A 26272-nucleotide genomic window follows, 5' to 3' on the forward strand; every position below is an offset into this window, starting at 1 on the left:
GGCAACGCGAAGAGGACCTCCCGCGGGAGGTCCTCTTCGTCTTGGGACCGGTGTTTGGGCGACGGATGTTGACGTCAGGGAATCGGGGTCGCGTCGCGGCTCGTGCGCGGCTGGTAGCCCAGGGCGCGCAACGCATCCATCACCTGTCGGGAATGCTCGGTGCCTCTGGTCTCGACCGACACCTCGAGCTCCACGTGGCTCACCTGCAGCCCCTTGTTGTGCCGGGTGTGCAGCACCTCCACGACGTTGGCGTTGACCTCACTGATGGTCTTGGCGATGAGCGCGAGCTGGCCGGGCACGTCCTGCAGCTCGATGACGAGCTTGAGGTAGCGGTCAGACGCCGCGAGGCCACGGCTGAGCACCTTCTCGAGCATCAGCGGGTCGATGTTGCCACCCGAGAGGATCGCGACGGTGGTACCCGCGTCCTTGATCTTGCCCGCGAGGATGGCGGCGACCGCAGTCGCGCCCGCCGGTTCCGCCACGAGCTTCGCACGCTCCACGAGCAGGAGGATGGCGCGCGAGATGTCGTCCTCGGAAACCGTCACGACGTCGTCGACGAGGTCGCGAACCACCTCGAAGGTGATGTCACCCGGGATGTCGACGGCGATGCCGTCTGCGATGGTCGGTCGAGCCTGGATCTTCACGGGGTGACCGGCTTCGAGCGAGACGGGGAACGGTGCGGAGTTCGCCGCCTGCACGCCAATGATTCGGATCGGGCGGCCCCGTTGCTCGCCGAGGAGCCTGGCTGCAACACTGACGCCGGAGATGAGCCCGCCGCCCCCGATCGGAACGATGATCGTGTCGACCTCAGGGGCCTGCTCGAGGATGTCGAGCGCCAGCGTGGCCTGGCCGGTGATGATGTCGGCGTGGTCGTAGGGGTGGATGAACTCCGCGCCCGTGTCCGCGGCGAACTGCTTGGCCGCGACCAGCGCATCCGCCACGTTCGTCCCGGTGAGCACGACGTCTGCGCCATAGCCCCGGGTGGCCTGCAGCTTCGGCAGCGGCACACCGACCGGCATGAAGATGGTCGCCTTGATGCCGAGCTCACGGGCCGCGAACGCGACGCCCTGGGCGTGGTTGCCGGCCGATGCGGCGACGACGCCACGGGAGCGCTGCTCTTCGCTCAGCTGCGAGAGGCGATAGGTGGCGCCGCGGATCTTGTACGACCCCGTGCGCTGCATGTTCTCGCATTTGAGCAGCACCGGCGAGCCGAGCTTCTCCGAGAGAAAGCGGGCCGAGTCGATGGGCGTCTGCGAGATGACCTGTCGCACGATTTCGCGGGCGGCGACGATCTGATCGAGCGTGATGGTGGGAGCGGTCATACCGTGCTTGCCTTCTTCTCGCGCGGCTGACGCTCGCGCTTCGGGGGTTGGGTCTCTGTGATCTTCGTCGGATCAGGGTCGTCGCGCCAGGTGCCGCGTGAGATGAACTGCACCATAACCTTGCCTGCAGCGACCAGGGGTACGGCGAAGACGGCTCCTGCAATGCCTCCGAAGATGGTTCCGGCGCTCACGGCGAGCAGCACGGCGAGCGGATGCAGTTTGACGGCGCTTCCCATGATGAGCGGCTGCAGGATGTGCGACTCGATCTGCATGACGGCGACCACCACGATGAGCATGATGAGCGCGTTGAGGAACCCGTTGTAGGCGAGTGCGACAGCGACAGCGATCGTGCCCGCCGAAATCGCACCGATGTACGGGACGAACGAGGCGAGGAACACGATGACGCCGATGGGCAGGGCGAATGGCACCTGCAGGATGACGGCACCGAGGTAGATACCGACAGCGTCGATAAGGGCGACCAGCACCTGGACCCGCACGTAGTGTCCAACGGAGATCCAGCCGCGCTGGCCGGCGCCGTCGATCGCGGCTCGCGCCTTCTTCGGGAAGATCGAGACGATGAAGAGCCAGATGCGACGCCCGTCGAGCAGGTAGAAGACCAGGGCGAACGCGGTGACCAGCGTGCCTGCGAGGAACGCCGCCACGTTCGAGCCGACGGAGAGGGCCTGCGAGAAGATGGCGTTGACGTTCGACTGCACCCAGCCGACGATCTGCTGCAGGCCGTCGTCGACCTGCTGCTCCGTGACGTGCAACGGTGAGTCTGCGAGGAACTGCAACAGCAGCTGATACTGCGCCGCCAGCTTCCCGAGGTCGAGATTGAACCCCTGTGCGAACTGACTTATGACGAGGGTGATGAGGGTGCCGATGGCCGCCAACAGCACGATCAGCGACAGGATGAGCGCTGCCCACCTGGGCATGCCAGTGCCAACCAGCCACTTCATGAGTGGCGCGAGCAGGGAGGCGAGCAGCGCAGCGACGAGCAGCGGAATGACCAAGATGGACGCCTGCGCGACCAGCCAGCCCAGCGGGATTAACGCCAGCAGGATGGCCACGCTGCGCCAGGCCCAGGCCGCGCCGATGCGGAGGCCGCGCGGGACGAGCTCGTCTTCGCTCTCGTTCCGCAGGGCTGGCGCGGGGTTCTGCGCCAGGGTGGAGCCTGTTCTCGCCGACGCCGCTGGGGCGGCGTTCTCGTCGAGGTCGCGTTCGATCATGCGCTCAATACTAGAAGCGCCCACGGGCGCACGGGTGCCATCAGAACTGCACCCGCGGGGGCTGCGAGATGGCGGCGCGATCGGCGACCTCGAAGAAGGTGCGCTGCTCGTAGTGCAACGGCCCGGCCACAAGGTTGTTGGGGAACACCTTCACCTTGGTGTTGTATTCGCGGACCCCACCGTTGTAGAAGCGACGAGAGGCCTGGATGCGGTTCTCGACCTCGACCAGGTCAGACTGCAGCTGCAGGAACTCACGGCTCGACTGCAGCTGCGGGTAGCCTTCCGAGGCGGCGAACAGGCCACGAAGGGCGCCCTGGACGCGGTTTTCTGCGGCACTCACCTCTTCTGGGGTCTCCGCCTGCGAGCTTGCCTGCCGCGCCTCGGCGAAGGCCGCGAACGTCTTTTCCTCGTGGGACGCGAACGCTCGGACGCGACGCTCCAGCTGGGGCAGCAGCTCCTCGCGGGCGGCGAGCTGCACGGTGATGTCGTTCCATGCCGTGTCGACCCGGGAGCTCAATCGCTTCAACGAGCGACTCGTGGCGATCACAAAGACGGCAACGGCGATGACGATGAGGAGCACGGCTCCGATGGCGATCCAGACTTCCAGCATGCCGGAATGCTATCTCGCCTCGACTGCGTGTCGGCGGGATCAGCGCACAGCCTGCGCGAAACCCATCGATGCAGACTCGGCCAGGTGCCTCAGGTGCGCCGGGATGGGCATCCCCCGTCGCCGAATCGCCTGCGCCCAGAGCCGGCCAGCTCGGTAGGAAGATCGGACCAGCGGTCCGGCAAGCACGCCGAGGAACCCGATCTCCTCGGCGACGGCCTTGAGCTCAAGGAACTCCTGCGGCTTCACCCACCGGGCGACGGGCAAATGCCTCGGGCTCGGGCGCAGGTACTGGGTCAGCGTGATGATGTCGCAGCCCGACTCGTGCAGGTCGCTGAGTGCCTGCTCGATCTCGACCCGCTCCTCCCCCATGCCGAGGATCAGGTTCGACTTCGTGACCAACCCGGCCGCTCTCGCCTGCGCGATGACACCGAGCGACCGCTCGTACCGAAACGCCGGACGGATTCGCTTGAAGATGCGCGGGACGGTCTCGACGTTGTGCGCGAACACCTCCGGCCTCGATGAGAACACTTCGGCGAGAAGGTCCGGCTTGCCCGAGAAGTCCGTGGCGAGGATCTCGACGCCCGTCGAGGGGTTCTCGGCGTGGATGCGGCGGACGGTCTCCGCGTGCAGCCACGCCCCCTCGTCCGACAGATCGTCACGCGCCACTCCCGTCACCGTGGCGTAGCGCAGGCCCATGGTGCGGACAGACTCGGCGACTCTCCTCGGCTCGTCAGTGTCGTAGGCAGCGGGCTTCCCAGTATCGATCTGACAGAAGTCGCAGCGGCGCGTGCACTGCGACCCGCCGATGAGGAAGGTCGCCTCCCGATCTTCCCAGCACTCATAGATGTTCGGGCATCCTGCCTCCTGGCAGACGGTGTGCAGTGCTCCCGCCTTCACGAGCTCGGCGACCCGTGTGAATTCTGGACCCATCTTGGCCCTGGTCTTAATCCATTCGGGCTTGCGCTCGATGGGCGTCTGCGAGTTCCGGGCTTCGAGGCGGAGCATTCGGCGCCCCTCGGGCTTGATCGTCACGCCGCGACCTCCTGGCCGAGGGGCAGGTGCGCGGCGAGCAGTTCCGCGACCCTCGGTGCGACCTCGGCGGGTATCACGGGGCGCTGCAGTTCACGGCTGAGTGTGGTGACCCCGGCGTCGCTGATCCCGCAGGGCACGATGCGTTCGAAGGGCTCGAGCTCGTTGGAGCAGTTCAGCGCGAAGCCGTGCATCGTGCACGCCTCCACGACTCGGACGCCGATCGCGGCGACTTTCCGCGGTGCGCCCTCGTTCCCCACCCACACCCCGGAGCGACCCGCCACCTGCCTGCCCGCGACGCCCAGCTCCCCGATCAGCTCGATGAGCGCGATCTCGAGCATTCGCACGTGGGCAACGACATCGACCGGCGCGGGAAGTCTCACGATGGGGTATCCGACAAGCTGACCGGGGCCGTGCCAGGTCAGGCGGCCGCCCCGGTCCGCATCCACCACGGGGGTCCCATCCGTCGGACGCTCATGCGCTCGGGTGAGCCGCCCGGCCGTGTAGACGCTCGGATGCTCGAGCAGCACGAGCGTGTCACGCCTCGCCCCAGCCACGAGCTCGGCGTGCAGCTTTCGTTGCAGCGCGAGCGCCTGCGCGTAGTCGACGGCCTCGTGACCGAATCCCGGTGTCAGCACATCCATCATGCACCCAGTCTTGCATATTTTGTACGCAGTACAACAACTGTCATGACCCGAGAATGGATGGCCGCTCGGTGATGTCGGCGTAGCGGGACACACCCCGCGCGAAACAGCTCGTACCCAGGCAACTCTGACCTCGTGAGCTCAGGCCGTCAGCTCTGGCGCGAGAATGCCGCCGCCCTGTTGACCTGCTCGGCCGTGATGCTGCGCCCCGTGTACTTCTCGAACTGGCGCGCCGCCTGGAGCGCGGCAACCGCAGCGCCCGTGATCACGGGCACACCCTGGGCCCGCGCGAGGCGGATGAGCGGTGTCTCCGCCGGGAACGCCACGACATCGAAGACAAGCTCTGCCGCGGTGACGTGCTCCCCGCCGAACGACAGGGCGTCCTCGTCGGCGCCCGTCATGCCGAGCGGCGTCACGTTGACCAGCGCGTACGGTCCAGGGGCGGGGTCCTTCGCCTGCCAGCGGTAGCCGTACTTCTCGGCGAGTGCCGAGCCGGTGACGCCGTTGCGGGCGACGACGGTGAGGTCTGCGAAGCCCGCGTCTCGGAAGGCTGCCACGACGGCTTTTGCCATACCGCCGGCGCCTCGGACGACGACCGGCAGCGATGGGCTGACCTGATGCTCAAAGATGAGTTCCGCGATGGCCTCGTAGTCGGTGTTCGATGCGATGAGCCTGCCGCCGTCGTTCACAATCGTGTTGACAGACTCGATCGCCAAGGCAGAGGGATCGAGCTCGTCGACAAGCGGGATGACCGCTTCCTTGAACGGCATCGACACCGAGCATCCGCGAATCCCGAGAGCCCGCACGCCGCGGACGGCTCCCTCGATGTCCTCCGTGGTGAAGGCCTTGTAGATGAAGTTCAGGCCGAGTTCCTCGTAGAGGAAGTTGTGGAACCGCGTCCCAAGATTCGACGGCCGGGCCGCGAGCGAGATGCAGAGGGTCATGTCCTTGTTGAGAATCGGCATGCCGCAAGTATGGCCCGTCGACACGGAGAGCGCCTCAGCGCAGGTCGAGACGCATGAGGACTCGGGGGAAGCCGTTCAGCACCGAGTCGGTGTCCGAAGCCTTCGTGAAGCCCGCCTTCTCGAACAGCGAGCGGGTGCCGACGTACGCCATCGTCAGGTCGACCTTCGCTCCCCCGTTGTCGACGGGATACGCCTCGACGGCGGGCGCGTTGTGGTCCTGAGCGAACTGCGTGGCGCCTTCGACCAGGCGGTAGGAGATGCCCCGCCCACGAAACCCGGGGCGCACCCGGACGCACCACAGCGACCAGACCGGCAGGTCGTCGAGGTGCGGGATGCGGCGGTTGCGCGCGAAGCTCGTGTCGCTTCTCGGGTGCACGGCCGCCCAACCGACGACCTCGTCGCCCTCGTAGGCAAGCACGCCAGGCGGGATCTTCTGCCGCAAGAGGCGCTTGACCCGCTCGCCGCGTTCTGGCCCCGCGAGCGACTGGTTTTCCTTGGACGGGATGCGGTAGCTGAGGCACCAGCACACGTTGGCGTCCGGCCGCTTGGGGCCGACCATCGTCTTCACGTCGGCGAAGCGGGTCGCCGCGCGTACGTCGATCACCATGACAACATCGTGCCACGCTGACCGCAACCGACGTCCAGGGAAAGCGTGCCCCCACTGGGATTCGAACCCAGAACACAAGGATTTTAAGTCCTCTGCCTCTGCCAGTTGGGCTATAGGGGCGTACAGGTCGGGGCCGCCGCATCCGGAGATGAGGCGGCCCCGACGAGGTCAGCTACTTGCTGTCGCTAGCTGGAGCCTTTGCGGCCCGTGCCGGTGCAGGCTTGGCCGAGCTCGGCTTTGCGGCTTCGGCAACCTTCTCAGTGGTCGCCTTCTCGCTCGACTCGGTTGCGGGCTTCTCCGACTTGTCGCTGTGCTCGCTCGAAGCGGGGAGCTTGGCCGGTGCGGCCTCTGCGGCGGGTGCCGTCGGGCGGGGGCGCGATGCGAAGCGCTCGAACGCGGCGCGAGGCGTCTCCCGGGCGCTGATCGACACGAAGTCGCGGCCGAGCACGAAGTTGTTGATCCAGCCGGTGAGCACACGAATCTTGCGCTCGACGGTGGGGATCGCGAGGTCGTGGTAGCCGCGGTGCGCGAGCCAGGCGAGCACACCGGTCAGGGCGAAGCTGCCCGACTGGAAGGCCCCGACGCCGATGCCGAGACCAGCGACCGCACCCATGTTCTCGTGGTAGTAGTCCTTCGGCGTTCCGCCACGGAGCGTTGCAACGAGGTTCGAGGCCATGAGCTTGCCCTGGCGAACTGCGTGCTGCGCGTTCGGCACGCAGAAGCCGCCGACGCCGCCGCCCGAGAGGTCGGGCACAGCCGAGACGTCACCGGCTGCCCAGGCGTCCTGCACGATGCCGTTGTCGCCCTCAACGCGAAGGTCGGCGCGCGCACGGATGCGTCCGCGCTCGTCGACGGGGAGGTCGCTGTTGCTCTTGACAACCGGAGCGGCCATGACGCCGGCAGTCCACACGATGACATCGGTGGGGAACTTGTCGCCGGCAGAGGTCTCGACGACGCCGTCGACGGCGGAGGAGACCTGCGTGTTCAGGTGCACGGTCGCACCGCGCTCCGCGAGGTTCTTGATGACCCACAGCGCCGTGTCTTCGGACACCTCGGGCATGATGCGCCCGGCAGCTTCGATGAGGTGGAAGTGCACGTCGTCGAACTGCAGCGACGGGTAGTCCTCAAGCAGTGCGGTCGCGAGCGAGCGCATCTCAGCGAACGACTCGATGCCCGCGAAGCCGCCACCGACGACGACGAAGGTGAGCAGGCGCGTGCGCTCTGGGCCGGGGGCCATGGTCGACGCCTTGTTGAAGTTGTCGATCATCGTGTCGCGGATCCACGTGGCTTCTTCGACGGTCTTCACGCCGATGGCGTTGTCGGCGATGCCCGGAATCGGGAACGTGCGCGAGACGGCACCTGCGGTGACCACGATGATGTCGTAGTTGACCGTGTAGGGGTCGCCGATCTCGGGCGTGATGGTCGCCGTCTTCGCAGCGTGGTCGATCTTGGTGACCTCGGCGGTGATGACACGCGAGCGCTTGAGGTGGCGTCGCAGCGAGACGACTGCGTGACGCGGCTCGATGTTTCCGCTGATGACCTCTGGGAGGAATGGCTGGTACGTCATGTACGGCAGCGGGTCGACGACTGTGACCTGGGCTTCGCCAGGGTTCAGCTGCTTCTCGAGCTGCCACGCCGTGTAGAAGCCGGCGTAGCCTCCGCCAACGATGAGAATCTTAGTCACGTACTTGTACTCCCTGCATGCGATGGTTGGGCGAGGAAAACCTCGTCAAGTCTACTCCTGCGCGTCACCGGCGAGTGCATCGCCGGGGTTCGCGCAGACACAGCGCTCCGGCGACCAGCTCGACAGCTCGAGCGCCCAGTCTCCAACCGGGTTCACACCGGGGCCGGCGACGAGCGAATGTGCGGCGAGCGCGTGGAGGCACTTCACGCGCGTGGGCATCCCGCCAGCAGTGACGCCGGCGATCTCCTCAACGACGTCGAGCGACTCCCGCTCCGCGAGGTAGCGTTCGTGCGCGGCGAGGTAGGCGGCTCGGAAGTCCTCGTCGTCGCTGAGGCGCTGCTGCATCTCCGGCATGATCTGATCGGCCTCGAGCTGCGACATGGCGATGGTCGCGGCCGGGTGCGAGAGGTAGTAGAGCGTGGGGAACGGAGTTCCGTCGGGCAGCCGTGGCCGAGTGACGACGACCGTCGGGTTGCCGCAGGCGCAGCGGGCTCCGATGCCCACGACGCCGCGCATGGGACGGCCGAGCTGCTCGCGCATGACCTGAAGGTCGCGTTCGGTGGCTTCTGAGTACTCGAGCATTGGTCGCTTTCGGCTCTGCGGGCGGATGCACGGTGACGGGTGCATCCGCTGGTCTTGGGTGGTTATTCGCTGGGTGTTGGGGCGGGGGCGGTCCCGGACGTGACCAGCGACTCGACGAAGCTGTCGAGCCAGCTCGAGTTCGTTTCGTGGAGCTCGGTGCTGACGTTGCTCTGTTGCTGTTTCGTCGACACCGGCGGGTCGAGCACGAGGTAGCTCGTGTCGCCGGGCATTACGAAGAGGAGGCGTCCACGCGCTTGCGACTGGATGTAGGCGGGATCGCTCCACCGGTCGCGCTCGGTGGCGATTTCGTCAACGCTCTGCTGCGTCTCCTCGAGCTCGGCTTGCAGTTGGGCCACATACTGACGCTGAGCGATGTAGCGCTGCGCGTTCGGAGCGAGCACGGCAATGCCGAGGATCACGACGAGCGTGATGAGCACCGTCGCGCCGTTCGGACGCACGGTCGGTATCCGGCGCTTGGCCGAGGTCTCCGACTTCGACGTCGCCTTGGCCTTGGGTTTGGATGTGGACTTGGCCTTGGCCGTCGCCTTGGCCCCTGCGTTCGAGCCGGAACCAGACGTCCCGCGTGCTGCTGACGGTCGCTTTGTGCTGGCCATGCGCATCCACCCCCTCTCGCTCTCGCGTTCCCATCATGCCGAACGGGCCGGGGACTTGCCCCGACCCGTTCGTGTGTCGCGCCGATCACCGCGACACGGAGCTACGCCTTGTGGCGAGAACCCTACGCCTTGTGGCGAGGACCCTACGCCTTGTGGCGAGGGAAGGCGCTGCGTCCCGCGTAGACGGCTGCGTCGCCCAGCTCTTCCTCGATGCGGAGGAGCTCGTTGTACTTCGCGACGCGGTCGGTGCGTGCAGGGGCACCGGTCTTGATCTGGCCCGAGTTCGTGGCGACGGCGAGGTGCGCGATCGTCGCGTCCTCGGTCTCGCCCGAGCGGTGCGAGAGAATCGCCGTGTAGCCAGCGCGCTGCGCGAGGGAGACCGCGTCGAGCGTCTCCGTGAGCGTGCCAATCTGGTTGACCTTCACGAGGAGCGAGTTCGCCGCGCCCTCGTCGATGCCGCGCTGGAGGCGCTCGGGGTTGGTGACGAAGAGGTCGTCGCCGACGATCTGCACCTTGCCGCCGATGGCCGCGGTCAGCGCCTGGTAGCCCGACCAGTCGTCCTCGTCGAGCGGGTCTTCGATCGTGACGATGGGGTAGTCGGCGACGAGCTTCTCGTAGAAAGCCGTCATCTCCTCAGCCGTGACCTCAGCACCTTCGAAGTGGTACTTGCCGTCCTTGAAGAACTCGCTCGAGGCGACGTCCATGCCGAGCACGATGTCGGTGCCGAGCTCGTACTTCGTCGCACCGATGGCTTCGACGATGAGGTCGAGCGCTGCGCGCGTGTTGGGCAGGTCGGGGGCGAAGCCACCCTCGTCGCCCAGGCCGGTTGCGTAGCCCTTCGAGTGCAGGGTCTTCTTGAGCTGGTGGTACACCTCGGTGCCCCAGCGAAGCGCTTCGCTGAAGGTCTCTGCACCGATGGGGAGGATCATGAACTCCTGCACGTCGATGCCGTTGTCGGCGTGCGCGCCGCCGTTGATGATGTTCATCATCGGGACGGGAAGCACGTGCGCGTTCGGGCCGCCGACGTAGCGGAAGAGGGGAAGGCCAGCCGAGTCAGCGGCCGCTTTGGCGACGGCGAGGCTCACACCGAGGATGGCGTTTGCGCCCAGGCGCTTCTTGTTGGGAGTGCCGTCGAGCTCCTTGAGCTCTTCGTCGACGAGGCGCTGGTCGCTGGCGTCGAAGAACTCGATGGCCGGGTCGATCTCGTCGATGACAGCCTCGACGGCCTTCTCGACGCCCTTGCCGAGGTAGCGGTCGGCGTCGCCGTCGCGCAGCTCGAAGGCCTCGAAGGCACCGGTGGATGCGCCGGACGGCACGGCCGCGCGGCCGGTCGATCCGTCATCGAGCAGCACCTCGACCTCGACGGTTGGGTTGCCTCGGGAGTCGAGGATCTCGCGGGCGTGGACGACGTCAATAAGGGCCACAGGATGCTCCTTGCGAATCAGTAGCGTACGGACCGCCAGAGACGCGGTCCTTCGTCAGTGTATCGGGGTCGGTGGAACGTGAGGAAGGCGTGGCCGCACGGGCGTCACGAGCTCGGCGGCGGCGAGGCGGACATCTCCCCCGCCATCAGCTCATCCATGCTCGGAACCCGCCACACCACGGGGTTCTCCGCGTACTCGGGGGGACCATCCGCCGGCCCCCACTGGAGCTCGACCAGCGCTCGACCGGCCGGGACGAGGTAGATCACGCAGCGCACCTGCCGCGAGTGTGCCCGGTCCTGCGGCGGGAGGCCGAGGAGCATGCCGCAGGCGGTCGCGTCAGGCGCCTCGTCCTCGGTCGCCCGAAGCGCGACCGAGCCGTCATCGAGTACGCCGACGAGATCCGGTGGGAGCGCCGAGGTGCCCTCGTCGGCGTCGCCCTGCACGCCGACGGTCATGTTCAACGACTCCGGTTGCGTCCACTCCGGACCGATCTCCGCGAGCCCCGCGTTCTCTGGTCCCCCGACGGCGAGCTGCGTGAAGGTCAGCGCCACCTCACGACCGTCCTCGAGCGGGAGGAGCGCGGTCTCCGAGTACTCCAGCTCCGTACCCGGCGCGGTGACCGCAGCGGGAATCGAGACGTCCTGATACGCGAACGGCTCGTCCCACTCGCCGAAGAACGAGCAGCCGCTGAGCGACGCCCCCGCGGCCGCCGCGATGGTGGCTGCCGCGAGCCAGCGCATCCCCGCTCTCGTTGCGAACTCTGCCTGTCCGGTCACCGACGCCATAGCTCCCCCTTGCTCGGAGGTGCCAGATTACGAGGTCTGGAGCGCTTCGAAGCTGAGGGTCTCCGGAGCCGCAACGTGCTCGTCACGCACGTGGGCGACGTGCGTGAATCCCTGCTCGGCGAGCGACGCGAGCAGGCCGCGCACGTTCTTGGGCTTCTTCGCGACGCGCACGCGGGACGCCCCGGAGCGCACGACCGCGCCCTTGACCTTGGCAATGTCGGCGACGGATGCGCGCTTGTCGAAGAGCAGGGCGACCGCTCGGGCCTCCCCCGACTCCGGCAGCTGGGCGAGGTCGACGATGCGCTCGAAGCCGATCGAGAACCCGCAGGCGGGCACATCCTGCCCCAAGAAGCGGCCGATCATGCCGTCGTAACGCCCGCCGCCGCCGACCGACGACCCAGACTCCGGGTGAGCGGCCTCAAAGATCGTGCCCGTGTAATACCCCATGCCGCGCACGAGGCTCGGGTCGAACACGAGCCGAACCGCCGCGCCTGCAGCGGTAGCCGCATCCGCGATCTCGGCCATTCCCTCGACGACCTCCACGACGGCCGGGTCTTCGCGCAGGGCGCCGGGGAGGCTCGTCAGCACCGTCTCGCGGTCCAGGCGGATACCGGTCTCAAGCAGAGGGGCCCACGTCGCCAGGGCCGCGGCGAGCTGCAGAGCCGCCGTGGCGTTGATCGTCGCGAGCTCAGCAGCAACGCCCTCCGGTCCGATCTTGTCGAGCTTGTCGATCGTGATCAGCGCGGCACCGTGCTCTGCGTCGGCGAAGCCGCAGTGCACCAGCAGGGCCGTGAGCAGGCGTCGGTCGTTGACGCGGATCGTGCAGTTTTCGAGGCCGAGCTCAACGAACGCGGCCGAAGAGGCGACGAGCAGTTCAACCTCGGCAAGCGCACCCGGCTCGCCGATGATGTCGATGTCGCACTGCACGAACTGGCGGTAGCGACCCTTCTGCGGGCGCTCGGCGCGCCAGACAGGGGCCATCTGCAGACTGCGGAACACGCCGGGCAGCGTGCCGCGGTGCGTCGCCACGAAACGCGCGAGCGGCACCGTGAGGTCGAAGCGCAAGCCCAGGTCGCTCAGGGTCAGCGGGTCGCCCGACTCGGCCGCAGCAGCGAGCGCGTCGGTGTCGAGCGCGCGCTTCATCACGGCGAACGACAGCTTCTCGTTGTCGCCGCCAAGCCCCGAGTGCAGGCGAGCGGAGTCCTCGACGACGGGCGTCTCGATCTCGTCGAAGCCGTGCCTCGTGTACACCTCGCGGATCGTCCCGAGGATGCGCTCGCGCCTGCGCTTGTCTGCCGGGAGGAAATCGCGCATGCCACGAGGCGGAGTGATCTGAGAAGCCATTGCACTATTCTCGCAGGATGATCGCACGCGACGGACTCGGGGGCGGCCGGAGAGAGATCACGGTCGAAGCGCACAACGCGGCATGACCGGTCAGCTCCCGCTCGTCAGCGCAGCCCAAGCACGTCGAATCGCACTCGCAGCCCAGGGCTTCGGCTCGCGCACCAGCGCGGCCGAGGTCGGAACCAGGCAGCTCACGTCGCTGCTGTCGCGCATCCACCTGCTGCAGATCGACTCCGTCAACGTGTGGGAGCGCAGCCACTACATGCCGGTGTTCTCCCGGCTCGGCGGCTACGACAAGACGACGCTCGACCGACTCGCGTCCGGCCGCATCCCACGGCTGACCGAGTACTGGGCGCACGAAGCAGCGCTCCTCCCCGTCTCGTCACTCCCCCTGTTTGGGTGGCGGATGCGCGAGAAGGCCGAACGGGACCGCCGCAAGAGCGCGGAGTTCCTCGCGGGACACGCGGACACGATCGCGTGGCTGCGATCCGAGCTCCTCGAGCGGGGTCCGCTCGCCGCGAGCGAGTTCGAACACGATGCCAACAAGAGGCGCGGCTCCTGGTGGGAGTGGTCCGACGTCAAGATCGTGCTCGAGTACCTCTTTCGCTGGGGCGAGCTCGCATCCGCTCCCCGCAAGGGGTTCGAGCGGCGCTACGCGTTGCCCGAGCAGGTGCTCCCCTCGGAGGTCCTCGGCGCCAACGTGAGCACGGGCGACGCCGTCCGGCAGCTCACGGCCATGGCCGCATCCGCCCACGGCATCGGCACCACGGCTGACCTCGCTGACTACTTCCGCGTGCCGATGGCGCTCACGAAGACGGCGCTCGACGAGCTCGCCGAGGCCGGCGACGTCGTCCCGGTGCGCGTCGCCGAGTGGGGCAAAGACGGTAGGCCCGGCCTCGCCTGGCTGCACCGCGACGCGCGACGCCCAAGGACCATGGACGCCGCCGCGCTCCTCTCACCGTTCGACCCCGTCGTCTGGTTCCGGCCGCGGGCCGAGCGCATGCACAACTTCCACTACCGCATCGAGATCTACACGCCAGCGCACAAGCGGGTGTACGGCTACTACTCGCTGCCCATCCTCCTCGGCGACGCAGTTGTCGGCCGCATCGACCTCAAAAACGACCGCCAGTCGCGCATCCTTCGCGTGCAGTCTGCGTGGAGCGAAGCGGATGCGCCCGCCGACATCGCGGAACGCACGGCGCTGCTGCTGCGCGACGCGGCCACCTGGCAGAGCCTCGATGACATCGTGGTCGCCGATCGCGGCAACCTCGCCCGCGACCTCGCGGGCGCGCTGACGCACTGACGCGTTGACGCGTTGACGCGCCTGCGACTTTGGCGCGCTTGCGACGCTCGGGCGCTTGCGACGCGAGAAGGCAGTGCGCAAGTAAGACCGTTCCGCGAGCCAACCCTGCCAGTACATGAGCCGGTTAGGCCACGCCAAAGCGGCCGTTTCACTGGCAGCGCGTCGTGGGGAGTCGGCAGAAGCGGCCATTTGACTGGCAGCGATGCGTGGCCGCAGCGCAGGAGTGAGTGCCGCAATACGCGGCCGCCCGACGGGGCCTCGGGAGGCGGCTTCGTTGGCGGAACTCAGCCGTGTCGCGTTTCGGCCGAGCGGATGCGTTGCTCGAGCTCGCGGTTTGCGAGCCGCATCGCGCGCTCGGCGTCGAGGCCGCGTGCATCCGCGTCGCGCACGAGCGCCAGCAGCGTTCGACCAAGCGCCAGCTCCTCATCGGCCGCCTCCCCTGCTCCAGGTTTCGGGATGGCTTCCTCATCTCGGGATGAGTTGCTAGCCATCCCGAGATGAGGAACCCATCCCGAGTCGCGGGTGGTGTCGGCGGATGCGGTGTCAGCGCCGACGCCGGTGTCAGCGCCGACGCCAGTGGCCGCGGCGGGCGCGGGCGCTGCGGCTCGGGGTTCGGGTTCGGCGCCGCCGACCTGGCGTTCCTTGCCGAGCAGCTTCTGTGCCAGGGCGAGCGCCGACATGCCGCGGGGCACCCCGTCGAGGACGCTCGTGCGGTCGCGCTTCTCGATGGCCTTCGCTTCCTGCCAGAGACGGATGATCTCGTCGATGTCCCTGGTGGGCGTAGGTCCGAACACGTGGGGGTTGCGACGCAGGAGCTTGTCGGCCTGCTCGCGGGCCACATCCTCGAGAGTGAAGGCGTCGCTCCCGCGCTGGGCGGCGATGTCCGAGTGGAAGAGCACCTGGAAGAGCACGTCTCCCAGCTCCTCCTTGATGTCGGCCGCGTTGTCATCCTCGAGTGCCTCGACGAGCTCCGCCGTCTCTTCCGTGAGGTACTTCACAAGCGTCGCGTGGGTCTGCTCCTCGTACCAGGCGCATCCGCCCTCGCCACGGAACGCAGCCACGACGGCGAGCAGCCGGTTCAGCTCCGGATGGGCGGACAGCCCAGGGCGCCCAACAGGAGCAGGATCCTCGTATCGCGCAGGGCGCCCGGGATGCATGGGATGCTGCGCGCGCTCGCTCGAGTCGGCCACGGCTAATTCGCCTCCGCGTCGCTCGGCACCTCGACTGCCTCGTCTTCCACCTCGAAGATTGCCTTCAGGATGCCTCGCACCCAGACGATCATCTCCTCGTCGCTCGGCGGGCTGCCCGCACGCCCCTCGAGCACGGGGATCGCGAGCGAATGGGTCGCCTCGACGATCTTCGAGCCCGGGTACATGCGGCGCAGACGCATCTGCTTGGAGTCGCTGAGCTCCGCGGGCCCGATGCGCAACGTCTTGCCGAACACGACGAGCTCGCCCAGACCTGCCTTTACGGCGAGGCGGCGCAGCTTCGAGACCTCGATGAGCCGCTGGACCTCGATGGGCGGCTCGCCGTAGCGGTCCTGCAGCTCCTCGAGCACGAGCCCGATCTGACCAGGCTTGGCGTTGGGGCTGGAGGCACTCGAGAGCTTCTGGTACGCCTCGAGGCGGAGTCGCTCGCTCGACACGTAGTCCTCTGGCACGCGCGCATCCACTGGAATCTCGAGACGAAGCTCGGTCTGCCCCTCCGCGACCTCGCCGCGGAACGTGTTCACGGCCTCGCCGATCATGCGCAGGTAGAGGTCGAAGCCGACGCCCGCGATGTGGCCGGATTGCTCGCCGCCGAGCAGGTTGCCCGCGCCACGGATCTCGAGGTCTTTGAGCGCGACCTGCATGCCGGAGCCGAGCTCGTTGTTGGCGGCGATGGTCTCGAGGCGGTCGGTGGCCGTCTCGGTGAGCGGACGCGTTCCGTCGTAGAGCAGGTACGCGTAGGCGCGCTCGCGACCCCGGCCGACTCGCCCGCGGAGCTGGTGCAGCTGGCTGAGGCCGTAGCGTTCGGCGTCGTCGATGATGAGCGTGTTCGCGTTGGCGATGTCGAGCCCGGTCTCGACGATCGTCGTCGACACGAGCACGTCGAACTTGCGCTCCCAGAAGTCAACGATGATCTGCTCGAGGCGCGCCTCGCTGAGCTTGCCGTGCGCGACGGCCACGCGCGCCTCCGGCACGAGCTCGGCGATCTCGGCGGCGACCCGGTTGATGGATGCGGTGCGGTTGTGGACGTAGAACACCTGCCCCTCGCGCAGCAGCTCTCGGCGGATGGCCGCGGCGACCTGGCGGTCGGACTTGGCTCCGACGAAGGTGAGGATCGGGTGTCGATCCTCCGGTGGGGTCGCGAGGGTTGACATCTCGCGGATGCCCGTGACCGCCATCTCGAGGGTTCGCGGGATGGGGGTCGCGCTCATGGCGAGGATGTCGACGTTGGCCTTGAGCTTCTTCAGCGCGTCCTTGTGCTCGACACCGAAGCGCTGCTCCTCGTCGATGACGATGAGCCCGACGTCCTTATAGGCGATGGCGTCGGTGAGGAGGCGGTGGGTGCCGATGACGATGTCGACGGAGCCGTCGGCGAGGCCGCGGATCGTCTCCTCGGATTCCTTCTTCGATTGGAAGCGGCTGAGCGGTTTGATGGTGACGGGGAAGCCCGCCATGCGCTCAGAGAACGTCTCGTGGTGCTGGCGCACGAGCAGCGTGGTCGGTACGAGGACGACGACCTGCTTCCCGTCCTGCACGGCCTTGAACGCGGCGCGCACCGCGACCTCGGTCTTGCCGAAACCGACGTCGCCGGAGACGAGGCGATCCATGGGGATGGGCCGCTCCATATCCCGCTTGATCTCGTCGACGGTCTGCAGCTGGTCGGGCGTCTCCACGAACGGGAACGCCTCCTCGAGCTCGTGCTGCCACGGTGTGTCGGGGCCGAAGGCGTGCCCCTTCGACGCCATGCGCGTGCTGTAGAGCTTCACGAGCTCGACCGCGATGTCGCGGACCGCCTTGCGAGCCTTGCCCTTCGCGGCCGACCAGTCGGAGCCGCCCATCTTCGACAGCGCGGGGGCTTCGCCGCCGACGTACTTCGTCAGCTGGTCGAGCTGCTCGGTCGGGATGAAGAGCTTGTCGCCCGGCTGTCCGCGCTTGGATGGCGCGTACTCGATGAGGAGGTACTCGCGCACCGTCTTCGCGGCGTTGCGGCCGCCGGCCTGGACCTCGCGCTGCCGGAGCTCAATGAACTTGCCGATGCCGTGGGTCTCGTGCACCACGAAGTCGCCCGCCTTGAGCTGCAGCGGGTCGACCACCGAGTTGGTGCGGCGCCTCGCGAGTTTCTTTGGCTGCCGGGAGTCGTACCCGACGGAGCGGCCGAAGAAGTCGGTCTCGGTGACGAGCGCGAGCTTCTGCCCTGGCAGCTGCACGCCGGTCGAAACCGGCGACTGCGTGAGGTAGGCGACGCCGGTATCGAGGTCGGCGGGGAGCTCGTCGACGAGCCTGGCGCCGTCGCCGTGCTCGGACAGGAGCTGGCTCGCGCGCTCGACAAGGCCGGGCCCCTGACTCGTGACCACGACCCGCCAGCCATCCTTGAGGAGCGCCGAGACGTGCTCGATGGCGCCGTCTGCGTTGCCGGCGAAGCTCGGCACTGCGTCGCCCTCGATCTTGACCGCGAGGATCTCGCTCGCGTCGAGCTGTTCCTCCGGGATCTCCAGCGTCTGGAACGGAGAGAACGACCACCAGGGCCTTGCGCCCCGCGCATCCCGCAGCCCTGAGACCGTGAGGAAGTCGCCGGAGCTGAGGTCGATGGGGGCATCGGCCCCGGCCGTTGCCGCACTCCAGGCGGCCTCGAGGAACTCGTGGTTCGTCTCGGAAAGGTGCACGGCGCGCGTCGCGACGCGCTCGGGCGAGAGCACGGCCATGGCGGCGTCCTCGGGCAGATAGCTCGTGATCGGAACGAGCTCGCTCACGAGGGCCGGGGCCAGCGACTCCATGCCCTCGGAGGGGATGCCCTCCGCGATCTTCGCGAGCATCTGCTGCAGGTTCGGGAACTCGTGCTGCATCTCCCGGGCTCGCTGTCGCACGCTCTCGGTGAGGAGCAGTTCGCGGGCAGGGGTGATGAGCGCCTCGGTGACCTCGGACTCGAGCGAGCGCTGGTCGGCCACCGAGAACACGCGGATCTCATCGACCTCGTCGCCGAAGAAATCAATGCGCAGCGCGTGCGCGGCGTCGGGTGGGAACACGTCGAGGATGCCACCGCGAACCGCGAACTCACCGCGGCGAGTCACCATGTCGACACGCGAGTAGGCGAGGTCGACGAGCTGCAGTGCGAGGCTTGTGAGGTCGTTGCCGCGGGAACCGCGCTCGAGGCGGATGGTCGTGGCCGCGTCGAGGCCCGGGAGCAGGGGCTGCAGCGCCGCCCGCACGGAGGCGAGGAGCACGAATGGCGCCTGCCTGGGCCCCGCCTTCCACTCCGTGAGCTCGCGCATCGCGCGAAGTCGCTTGCCCGTTGTCTCCACCGAGGGGCTCAGCCGTTCGTGCGGCAATGTCTCCCAGGCCGGGAACTCGGCGACGTGGGCGTCTGGTACGAACGTCTGCAGATCTGCGCCGAACTGCTCCGTCTCGCGGCTCGTCGCGGTGAGCACAAACAGCATCGGCGCCGCACCCAGCTCAGCCTGCCGGGCCGCCAGGAGGTTCGCGATGAGCGGCGCCCTGGCACCGTCGACGAGCGAGAAGTCGGTGTCACGAGCGGCGCGCCCCATGGCGCGCTCGAAGGAAGGGGCGGACTGGATGGAGCGTACGAAGCCGTGCAGAGTCACTCGGGGAATTGTACGCGCCGAGGCGAAGATACTTCCTACAGATCCGCTCGGTGGACTGCGCTGCCAGCGAAGCTGGCGCGTTCTGCGAGGCGTCTAGGCGAGGTCGGCTGATTCGAGGAGCACCGTGAAGGGTCCGTCGTTGACGCTCGAGACCTTCATCATGGCGCCGAATTCGCCGGTCTCGACGTGGGCCCCGCCCGCGCGAAGCGCCGCCACGAACGCCCCGACGAGCGGCTCCGAATGTGCGCGACCGCTGACCAGCGACCAGGACGGTCGCCGCCCCTTGCGCGCATCCCCGTACAGCGTGAACTGACTCACGACCAGTACCGGCGCGGAGGTGTCGAGTACGGACTTTTCGTCGTTCAGGATGCGCAGGCCGAGCACCTTGCGAGCCAGCTTCGCCGCGTCAGCCTCGGTGTCGGCGTGCGTCACCCCGACGAGGATCAGCAGCCCAGGCTCGGCGATGCTGCCGACGACGCGGTCGTCGACGGCGACGCTCGCCTCGGTGACGCGCTGGACAACCAGCTTCACGCGCCGGCCGCCGTGTGTACGCGAAGCTGCGCAGCCTGCATCCCTTCGGTGGCGATGAGCTCAATGGCATCCGCCGCATCCCCGACCAGCACGGGAAGCACGTCGCGCTCACTGCCCGCGAAGTCCTTCAGTACGAAGTCGGCAGCATCCTGCCTGCCAGGTGGCCGGCCGATACCGACCCGCACGCGGAGGTAGCCAGGCTCGCCAAGGGCGGCGCTGATGTCACGGAGACCGTTGTGGCCGCCGTGTCCACCGCCGACCTTCAGCTTCAACGTGTCGAACGGCAGGTCCAGTTCGTCGTGCACGACTACGACGTGGTCGACCTCGACCCCGTAGTAGTCGACCAGCTGCGACACCGGTCCGCCGGAGGTGTTCATGTAGCCGTTGGACTTCGCGAGGATCAACTTCGGCCCACCAGGGACTGTCCGGCCCTCAGCGGTACGCGCATTGGCCTTCGTGTGCCGTGAGAAGCTGGCCCCGAGTCGTCTCGCGAGCTCATCCACGACGAACTGCCCGACGTTGTGCCGGTTCCTCGCGTACTTCTCACCGGGGTTGCCGAGGCCGACCACCAGCCAGGTATCTGCTGCCATGCTGCAAAGCCTTTCATGCGAGGGGCCGCCTGCGGCCCCGGCGTGTCGTCAGGGGACAAACGCGAAAGGCGGGCGGCCGAAGCCACCCGCCTTCCGACGAAGAGACGTCGCGGTCGCGACGCCGGAGCCGAAGCTACTCTGCGGACGCTTCCTCGGAGTCTGCGTCCTCGTCCTCGTCCTCGCCACGAGGGGTCTGGATGGAGACGAGCGCGACTTCCTCGGCGTCCTCAGCGAGCTCGACGAGCTCGGTGCCCTCGGGCAGCTTGAGGTCGTCGCGGTGGATGAGCGTGCCGTCCTCGAGGCCCTCGACGGAGACCTCGATGAAGCTCGGGATCGACGTCGCGTCGGCCGACACGAGGATCGTGGTCGCGTCCTGCACGGCGATGGTGCCGGGGAACGGGTCGCCCACGAGGTGCAGCGGAACGTCGACCTCGACGCGCTCGCCCTTGCGGATGACCGCCAGGTCAAGGTGCTCGATGATCTGGCGCACCGGGTCGCGCTGCACGTCGCGGACAAGCGCGAGCTGCTTCTCGCCCTCGATGTCGAGCTCGATGAGGGCGTTCGCCTTGCGGATGAGCAGCATCGTGTCGTGGCCCGGGAGGGTCAGGTGGCGCGGGTCGGTGCCGTGGCCGTAGAGCACTGCGGGGATCTTGCCCGCTGCACGGATCTTGCGGGCTGCGCCCTTGCCGAACTGGTCGCGCAGTTCAACGCTGAGCTTGTTGGTCTCTGCCATGTTGTCTCCTTGATGGTGGTTCTCGACAGACTGAGGAAGCGTGTGGAGGCCCATTCAAGGACACATCACCGCGTCGATCACGGGCCAGACGGCCCCTCGCCGAAGTTCAGCCCCCTACTCTACGTCATCTCCGACGCCAGGCGGGAACGTTCTGAGCCTGGTGCGGTGCAGACGGTCAGAAGCCGACGGCCTTCCGCCAACCGTGGCGACGCGCGCTGCTGACTGCGGCGCCAGCCCCGAGCATCGCGAAGCCGAAGACGACAAGCTCAGCGGCGAGCAGCGAGACGCCCATGCCGGATGCGGGACCTGCGAAGAGGGCGAAGGCGGCGAGCTCGTCCTGCCACAGCGGGGCCGAGGCGATCCAGGTGGTGAGCTGGGCGTGCAGCAGGAAGCAGCCGAGGCCCGCCAACACCGACAGTGCGCCCGCCACGACCGAGCCGGTGCCCGAGAGTCGCATCGTGAGCGCCATGAGGAAGAACCCGACGGCCGCCAGCATGGTGACGAGCATCGTCCACACGGGCGAGACGCCCCCGCCGTCCCCGAGGAAGCTGCCCGCCGACGACGAGACTCCGGAGACGATGATGAGCACGGGAATCGCGCTGAACGCCGCGACGCAGACGACGTAGAGCGGCACCGCGAGGAACACGGAGCCGATGCGCGCCCACACGCTCGGGCTCGCCGACTCCCGAGCGCGACCGTTCCGCTCGTGGCCGGTGCGCGCATCCGCCACTCCAGCCTGCTGTGGCGTGCTGGCCTGCCGACGCGGAGGCTTCTGCGACCGGACGGGCGCGGCGTCAGCGGGCGGGGGCGGCGGTGCCTGCTGCGGGATCACCCGCGTCGACTCGTCGCTGCCCGCGTAGAGGCTGGAGGAGCTGCGAGCGGATGCGGGCGCGCTGGGCGTCGCCCGTGTGCGCGGCAGCGCCGTCGTCGGCTGCTCGTCGGTGATGGCATCACCGTCATCGTCTGGGCGCCCGAAATCGTAGGCTCTCGTGCGGGCGTCGTGATCAGCCACTGAGTGTCTCCCTGTCTAGGTGGTCGCGGTCGCGCACGCCGCCAGTTGTCGTTCTGATCGCGTGCCGAGCTCGGCGCCGTTTCGTCATGTTCGGAAATGGTTGCCCCGCTCGTGCCACAAGTCAGGGTACGACTGCCCGTCGTGCAATACCGTGGAGTGTCCCGTGCATCGCCCTGACGGGAGACACGCATCCACATTGAAAGAGACGCATCTATGACCACTGACGCTGCCCCCTCGATCTCCTCGGAAGCCGGCTCGTCCCCAAGCGCGAACATCGGTGTTGTCGGCATGGCCGTCATGGGCTCCAACCTCGCCAGGAACCTGGCGAGCCGCGAGGGCAACACCGTCGCCGTCTACAACCGCTCCCCCGAGCGCACCCGCACGCTCGTCGCGGAACACCCCGAGGCCGGGTTCGTGCCTTCCGAGACGATCGCGGACTTCGCAGCGTCACTCCAGAAGCCGCGCACCGCGATCATCATGGTGCAGGCCGGCGCTGGCACCGACGCGGTCATCGACCAGCTCACCTCGGTCTTCGAGCCCGGCGACATCATCGTGGATGGCGGCAACGCGCTCTTCACCGACACCCGCCGCCGCGAGCAGGCCGTGCGCGAGACGGGCATCCACTTCGTGGGCTGCGGCATCTCCGGCGGCGAAGAGGGCGCCCTCAACGGGCCCTCTCTCATGCCGGGCGGCACCGCCGAGTCGTACGAGACCCTCGGCCCGATCCTGCGCACCATCGCCGCGGTCGCCGAGGGCGAGCCCTGCGTCACCCACGTCGGCACCGACGGCGCGGGCCACTTCGTGAAGATGATCCACAACGGCATCGAGTACGCCGACATGCAGCTCATCGCCGAGGCCTACGACCTCATCCGCCGCGGCACCGGCAAGACCCCCGCCGAGATCGCCGAGATCTTCGCCGAATGGAACAAGGGCGAGCTCGAGTCGTACCTCATCGAGATCACCGCCGAGGTGCTCCGCCAGGTCGACGCCGACACGCAGCTCCCGCTCGTGGACGTCATCCTCGACGCCGCCGGCGCCAAGGGCACCGGCGCCTGGACGGTCCAGACCGCCCTCGACCTCGGCGTGCCCGTCTCCGGCATCGCCGAAGCCGTGTTCGCCCGCTCCGTGTCCTCCAAGCTCGAGCAGCGCGCCGCATCCCGCACCCTCCCCGGCCCCGACGGCTTCCAGGTCGAGGACGCCGACGGGTTCGTCGAAGACGTGCGCCTCGCGCTCTACGCGTCCAAGATCATCGCCTACTCGCAGGGCTTCGACGCCATCATCGCGGGCGCCGAGCAGTACGGGTGGGACATCAAGAAGGGCGACATCGCCGCGATCTGGCGCGCCGGCTGCATCATCCGCGCCCGCTTCCTGAACCGCATCACCGAGGCCTACGCCGAGAACCCCGAACTCGTGGCTCTCGTGACCGCGCCGTTCTTCCGCGACGCCGTCGACACCGCGCAGGCCGCGTGGCGCCGCGTTGTCGTCCAGGCAGCGCAGGCTGGCATCCCCGCCCCCGCCTTCTCCTCCAGCCTGTCGTACTACGACGGGCTGCGCGCCGAGCGCCTCCCCGCCGCCCTCATCCAGGGACAGCGCGACTTCTTCGGCGCCCACACCTACAAGCGCATCGACCGCGACGGCGTCTTCCACACCGACTGGTCCGGCGACCGCACCGAATCCAACGCGTAGCAGCGCACCGCGCAGACGGCCTCGCTCCCGGCAACCGCTGGGACGCGGGGCCGTTTGCGTTGGCCCGCGCGCGGCGGACTGCTGCCGAGGCCCGTATTTGCGCCGGATATCCGGGGCCTGCCGCGTTGCGTGGCGTCTCCCTAGACTCGCGACGTGCAGACCTCACCCCGGCACCACCGCAGGCCCCTCACGGCCACCCTCGCCACCGCAGCCTTGCTGCTGCTCAGCGGATGCGCATCCGTCGACGAGCAGCCCGGCGCAGCCCCGACCGCCTCCGTGCACGCGGACGACCCCGCCCAGCAGACGGCGAACACGAGCGGCAACGCGACCGACGAGCTGCTCACCGCGCCGCCCGTCCCAGGGCCCGACGGCGGTCAGGCGCCCGCCGGCGAAGGGGGCGGCGTCTCCACCGGCACGTCGGCCGAGCAGCGCACTTCGGCGCCAGTCCAGGCACGCCCAGGCGACCTGATGGTGGAGAGCGGAACCCTCAGGTTCCTCTCGCCGACCGGGAACATCTACTGCATGATCGGCGTCTCACCGGCGAACCCGCGCAGCGACCAGCCGAAGACTCGCTTAGAGTCGTGGCGCCCAGGCGCCGAGGTCGCCGCCTGCGAGCTCGCTGTGCACCCCGACACGCGACCCTCCGAGCTCCGTGCCGACGACAATTGCCTGCACCTTGGGCAGAAGGGCGGGTCGGCAGTCATCGCCGGTTCGGAGATGGCCTACGGCGACTGCCGCGGCGAGCCGTCGTACATGGAGACGGTTGAGCTCGGCATCTCACCGCTCCCCGCGGTCTCCGTGCTCCCCTACGACACGTCGGTGCAGTACGGCGACTACCGGTGCAAGTCGGCGTACGACGGCATGACCTGCGCAAACCTCGTCACCGGCAAGGGGTTCGAGGTGAGCCGCGACGACTACGAGCTCTTCGGCTGAGCCCGGTCGCGGGTCCGCGGATGCGCAGAGCGGATCCCGCGCGCCGCGCCTCCGCGGCGCTACACGGAGGCCGGGGTCTTCGCCTCGGTGTCCGCACTCTTCGGGGCGAGCGCACGCGTGGATCCGGTGCGGCCGTGCGTGTAGTAGAGCGGGAGGCCGACGAAGAGCAGGCCGCCGACGAGGTTGCCGACCACCGTGGGGATCTCGTTCCAGATGAGGTAGTCCATGATCGTGAAGTCCGCGCCGAGCAGCAGCCCCGAGGGGAACAGGAACATGTTCACGATGGAGTGCTCGAAGCCCATGAAGAAGAACAGCATGATGGGCATCCACATGGCGATGACTTTGCCGGCGACGCTCTTCGAGATCATGGCCAGGGCCACCCCGGTCGCGACCATGGCGTTGCAGAGCACGGCTCGGACGAAGAGCGTGAGCATGCCGGATGCGCCGTGCTCTGCGTAGCCGACGGTTCGCCCTTCGCCAATGTGTCCGATGGCCTCGCCGACCTCGTTGGGCGGCGTGGAGAAGCCGTAGGTGACCACGATGGCCATGAGGACCGCGATGACGAAAGCTCCGATGAAGTTGCCGACGAACACGAGCCCCCAGTTGCGCAGCACCCCGCGCAGCGTGACGCCGGGGCGCTTGTCGAGCCAGGCGAGCGGGCCGAGCACAAACACCCCGGTGAGGAGGTCGTAGCCGAGCAGGTACAGCATGATGAAGCCGACCGGGAAGAGCAGCGCGCCGAGCAGCGGGGAGCCGGTCGTGACGCTGACCGTGACGGCGAAGGCGGCCGCGATGGTGAGGAAGGCGCCGCCCATGGCGGAGCGGATGATGGTGTCGCGGCTCGACAGGAAGATCTTGGTCTCTCCGGCGTCGATCATGGTGGTGACGAGGTCGTTCGGCTTGACGTAGGACACGGGTTCCCTTTCGCTGTGGCGATGCGCTGCGGCCTTTCGGCCTCTGTCGACAAGCTATTCGGGCGCGGTTTCGGCCCCGTGGCTCGTGCGGTGCGTTCTGGTTTCTGTTCCCTCTCGGACTCGACGGAGGGCTGTGAGAAGCGGGCTCAGACGGATGCGGGTGTGGGGACGGCAGCGTCGAAACGCTCGAGGATGATCTGTGCGACGCGGTCGTCGACGCCGAGGGGCGCCGCGACGATGTCTGCCCCGGCTTCCGCGACTCGGTCGTGGAAGAACCCCGGGGTGAGGAGGTAGCTCGCGATGCTCACTCGGCGTGGCCCCTCGCCGTCCCCGTCCCTGGCGAGCTCGACGGCGGCCGGCACTCGCGGAGCGAGCGCTGCACCGTAGCCGAGCAGCGCCTCCGCTCCTCCGATCGCGTTGAACTGTTCGCGCAGCTCGTGGAAGCGGGGCACGGCGGCGGCCGCGGTCGAGCCTGCGACGGCAATGACGACTCCGTCGTCGGCACTGCCGCCAGCTTGGGTAAACCGCTCCCAGAGCAGCTGCGAGAGCCTGGTGTCGGGCCCGAGGGGACCCGCGACCGTCGTGTGCGGTCGCGCCGCTGCGGCTTCCGCGATGTCGACCTGGGTGTGGAAGCCGACGGTGAGCAGGACGGGGACGACCACGACGTCTGCGTCGGCGGGGAGCCCGGCGAGCACGTCGACAAGGCTCGGCTGCTGGACGTCGACGAACGCTTCAACGACCTGCACGCTTGGCCGCATGGCTTGCACGCGGCGCAGCAGCTCGCGGACGACGGCCTGGCCGTCGGTGTTGTCGGTGCCGTGGGAGGCGCCGACGAGAATCGTCGGGCGTGGGGGCTGCTCGTTCATTCCGGCTCGCTCTCGGTGGTCTCTGAGGGGGGTGCTCGCGTCGGCAGTGTTGGCGTCG

24 protein-coding genes and 1 tRNA gene are annotated in these 26272 nt (G+C 68.2%); 3 read left to right on the plus strand and 22 right to left on the minus strand.

The window, feature by feature from the left end; all coding sequences use genetic code 11:
- Positions 1-74: 74 nt before the first annotated feature.
- The 14 genes from ilvA to hisS all read right to left on the minus strand — a co-directional run bounded on the left by ilvA (position 75) and on the right by hisS (position 12839).
- Positions 75-1322: a threonine ammonia-lyase gene (gene ilvA, locus ACPYN9_RS06800; RefSeq protein ID WP_424465082.1), complete on the minus strand. Its 1248-nt coding sequence runs from the start codon at positions 1320-1322 to the stop codon at positions 75-77.
- On the minus strand, positions 1319-2551 hold the full coding sequence (locus ACPYN9_RS06805; protein ID WP_424465083.1) for an AI-2E family transporter: 1233 nt from the start codon (positions 2549-2551) through the stop codon (positions 1319-1321). The genes ilvA and ACPYN9_RS06805 overlap by 4 nt, the downstream gene beginning before the upstream one ends.
- Positions 2552-2591: 40 nt before the next feature.
- The gene (locus ACPYN9_RS06810; RefSeq protein ID WP_424465204.1) at positions 2592-3158 is read right to left on the minus strand and encodes a LemA family protein; all 567 of its coding nucleotides are present in this window, start codon (positions 3156-3158) and stop codon (positions 2592-2594) included.
- A 42-nt stretch (positions 3159-3200) separates the two neighbouring features.
- The gene (lipA, locus tag ACPYN9_RS06815) at positions 3201-4193 is read right to left on the minus strand and encodes a lipoyl synthase (RefSeq protein ID WP_424465085.1); all 993 of its coding nucleotides are present in this window, start codon (positions 4191-4193) and stop codon (positions 3201-3203) included.
- Positions 4190-4837: a lipoyl(octanoyl) transferase LipB gene (lipB, locus tag ACPYN9_RS06820; RefSeq protein ID WP_424465087.1), complete on the minus strand. Its 648-nt coding sequence runs from the start codon at positions 4835-4837 to the stop codon at positions 4190-4192. Before lipB ends, lipA begins: the two co-directional genes overlap by 4 nt.
- A gap of 146 nt (positions 4838-4983) precedes the next feature.
- Positions 4984-5799, minus strand: coding sequence for a shikimate 5-dehydrogenase (locus ACPYN9_RS06825; RefSeq protein WP_424465089.1), 816 nt, complete (start codon positions 5797-5799; stop codon positions 4984-4986).
- A 34-nt stretch (positions 5800-5833) separates the two neighbouring features.
- Complete coding sequence (locus ACPYN9_RS06830) at positions 5834-6406, minus strand: GNAT family N-acetyltransferase (protein WP_424465091.1); 573 nt, start codon at positions 6404-6406, stop codon at positions 5834-5836.
- A 46-nt stretch (positions 6407-6452) separates the two neighbouring features.
- Positions 6453-6526, minus strand: a tRNA-Leu gene (locus ACPYN9_RS06835).
- 52 nt (positions 6527-6578) lie between these two features.
- Positions 6579-8090 (minus strand): NAD(P)/FAD-dependent oxidoreductase, encoded by a 1512-nt coding sequence (locus tag ACPYN9_RS06840; RefSeq protein ID WP_424465093.1) that lies wholly within the window; start codon positions 8088-8090, stop codon positions 6579-6581.
- A gap of 51 nt (positions 8091-8141) precedes the next feature.
- A complete protein-coding gene (locus ACPYN9_RS06845; RefSeq protein WP_424465094.1) occupies positions 8142-8672 on the minus strand; it encodes a DUF501 domain-containing protein in 531 nt (176 codons plus the stop codon).
- Positions 8673-8734: 62 nt separating this feature from the next.
- A complete protein-coding gene (locus tag ACPYN9_RS06850) occupies positions 8735-9286 on the minus strand; it encodes an FtsB family cell division protein (protein ID WP_424465096.1) in 552 nt (183 codons plus the stop codon).
- Between the two features lie 143 nt (positions 9287-9429).
- Positions 9430-10710, minus strand: a complete 1281-nt coding sequence (eno, locus tag ACPYN9_RS06855) for a phosphopyruvate hydratase (protein WP_424465098.1) — start codon at positions 10708-10710, stop codon at positions 9430-9432.
- A gap of 104 nt (positions 10711-10814) precedes the next feature.
- The gene (locus ACPYN9_RS06860) at positions 10815-11495 is read right to left on the minus strand and encodes a hypothetical protein (protein ID WP_424465100.1); all 681 of its coding nucleotides are present in this window, start codon (positions 11493-11495) and stop codon (positions 10815-10817) included.
- Positions 11496-11522: 27 nt separating this feature from the next.
- The gene (gene hisS / locus ACPYN9_RS06865) at positions 11523-12839 is read right to left on the minus strand and encodes a histidine--tRNA ligase (protein WP_424465102.1); all 1317 of its coding nucleotides are present in this window, start codon (positions 12837-12839) and stop codon (positions 11523-11525) included.
- A gap of 82 nt (positions 12840-12921) precedes the next feature.
- On the opposite strand from hisS, the gene ACPYN9_RS06870 reads away from it, so the two are divergent.
- On the plus strand, positions 12922-14142 hold the full coding sequence (locus ACPYN9_RS06870) for a winged helix-turn-helix domain-containing protein (RefSeq protein ID WP_424465103.1): 1221 nt from the start codon (positions 12922-12924) through the stop codon (positions 14140-14142).
- Positions 14143-14426: 284 nt separating this feature from the next.
- Here the strand turns inward: ACPYN9_RS06870 and ACPYN9_RS06875 are convergent, their stop codons facing one another.
- The 6 genes from ACPYN9_RS06875 to ACPYN9_RS06900 form a co-directional block, all read right to left on the minus strand.
- The gene (locus tag ACPYN9_RS06875) at positions 14427-15332 is read right to left on the minus strand and encodes a MazG nucleotide pyrophosphohydrolase domain-containing protein (protein WP_424465105.1); all 906 of its coding nucleotides are present in this window, start codon (positions 15330-15332) and stop codon (positions 14427-14429) included.
- Positions 15333-15334: 2 nt separating this feature from the next.
- Complete coding sequence (mfd, locus tag ACPYN9_RS06880; RefSeq protein ID WP_424465107.1) at positions 15335-18949, minus strand: transcription-repair coupling factor; 3615 nt, start codon at positions 18947-18949, stop codon at positions 15335-15337.
- Positions 18950-19042: 93 nt separating this feature from the next.
- Complete coding sequence (dtd, locus tag ACPYN9_RS06885; protein ID WP_424465109.1) at positions 19043-19480, minus strand: D-aminoacyl-tRNA deacylase; 438 nt, start codon at positions 19478-19480, stop codon at positions 19043-19045.
- Positions 19477-20070, minus strand: a complete 594-nt coding sequence (gene pth / locus ACPYN9_RS06890; RefSeq protein WP_424465111.1) for an aminoacyl-tRNA hydrolase — start codon at positions 20068-20070, stop codon at positions 19477-19479. The genes dtd and pth overlap by 4 nt, the downstream gene beginning before the upstream one ends.
- 133 nt (positions 20071-20203) lie before the next feature.
- Entirely contained in the window at positions 20204-20803 is a 600-nt protein-coding gene (locus ACPYN9_RS06895; RefSeq protein WP_424465113.1) for a 50S ribosomal protein L25/general stress protein Ctc, read from the minus strand.
- A 175-nt stretch (positions 20804-20978) separates the two neighbouring features.
- Positions 20979-21815: a hypothetical protein gene (locus tag ACPYN9_RS06900; RefSeq protein ID WP_424465114.1), complete on the minus strand. Its 837-nt coding sequence runs from the start codon at positions 21813-21815 to the stop codon at positions 20979-20981.
- A gap of 213 nt (positions 21816-22028) precedes the next feature.
- Here ACPYN9_RS06900 and gndA point away from each other — a divergent pair, with 213 nt between their 5' ends.
- Together gndA and ACPYN9_RS06910 are read left to right on the plus strand one after the other, a co-directional pair.
- The gene (gndA, locus tag ACPYN9_RS06905; protein ID WP_424465116.1) at positions 22029-23501 is read left to right on the plus strand and encodes an NADP-dependent phosphogluconate dehydrogenase; all 1473 of its coding nucleotides are present in this window, start codon (positions 22029-22031) and stop codon (positions 23499-23501) included.
- Positions 23502-23654: 153 nt separating this feature from the next.
- Positions 23655-24434, plus strand: coding sequence for a DUF6636 domain-containing protein (locus ACPYN9_RS06910; RefSeq protein WP_424465118.1), 780 nt, complete (start codon positions 23655-23657; stop codon positions 24432-24434).
- Positions 24435-24493: 59 nt separating this feature from the next.
- On the opposite strand, the gene ACPYN9_RS06915 is transcribed toward ACPYN9_RS06910, so the two are convergent.
- Positions 24494-25348, minus strand: a complete 855-nt coding sequence (locus ACPYN9_RS06915; RefSeq protein ID WP_424465120.1) for a formate/nitrite transporter family protein — start codon at positions 25346-25348, stop codon at positions 24494-24496.
- 146 nt (positions 25349-25494) lie between these two features.
- Positions 25495-26214: a sirohydrochlorin chelatase gene (locus ACPYN9_RS06920; protein ID WP_424465122.1), complete on the minus strand. Its 720-nt coding sequence runs from the start codon at positions 26212-26214 to the stop codon at positions 25495-25497.
- Between the last annotated feature and the right edge of the window lie 58 nt (positions 26215-26272).

The organism is Pseudoclavibacter helvolus (genome assembly GCF_049707175.1).
Classification (GTDB): domain Bacteria; phylum Actinomycetota; class Actinomycetes; order Actinomycetales; family Microbacteriaceae; genus Pseudoclavibacter; species Pseudoclavibacter helvolus_A.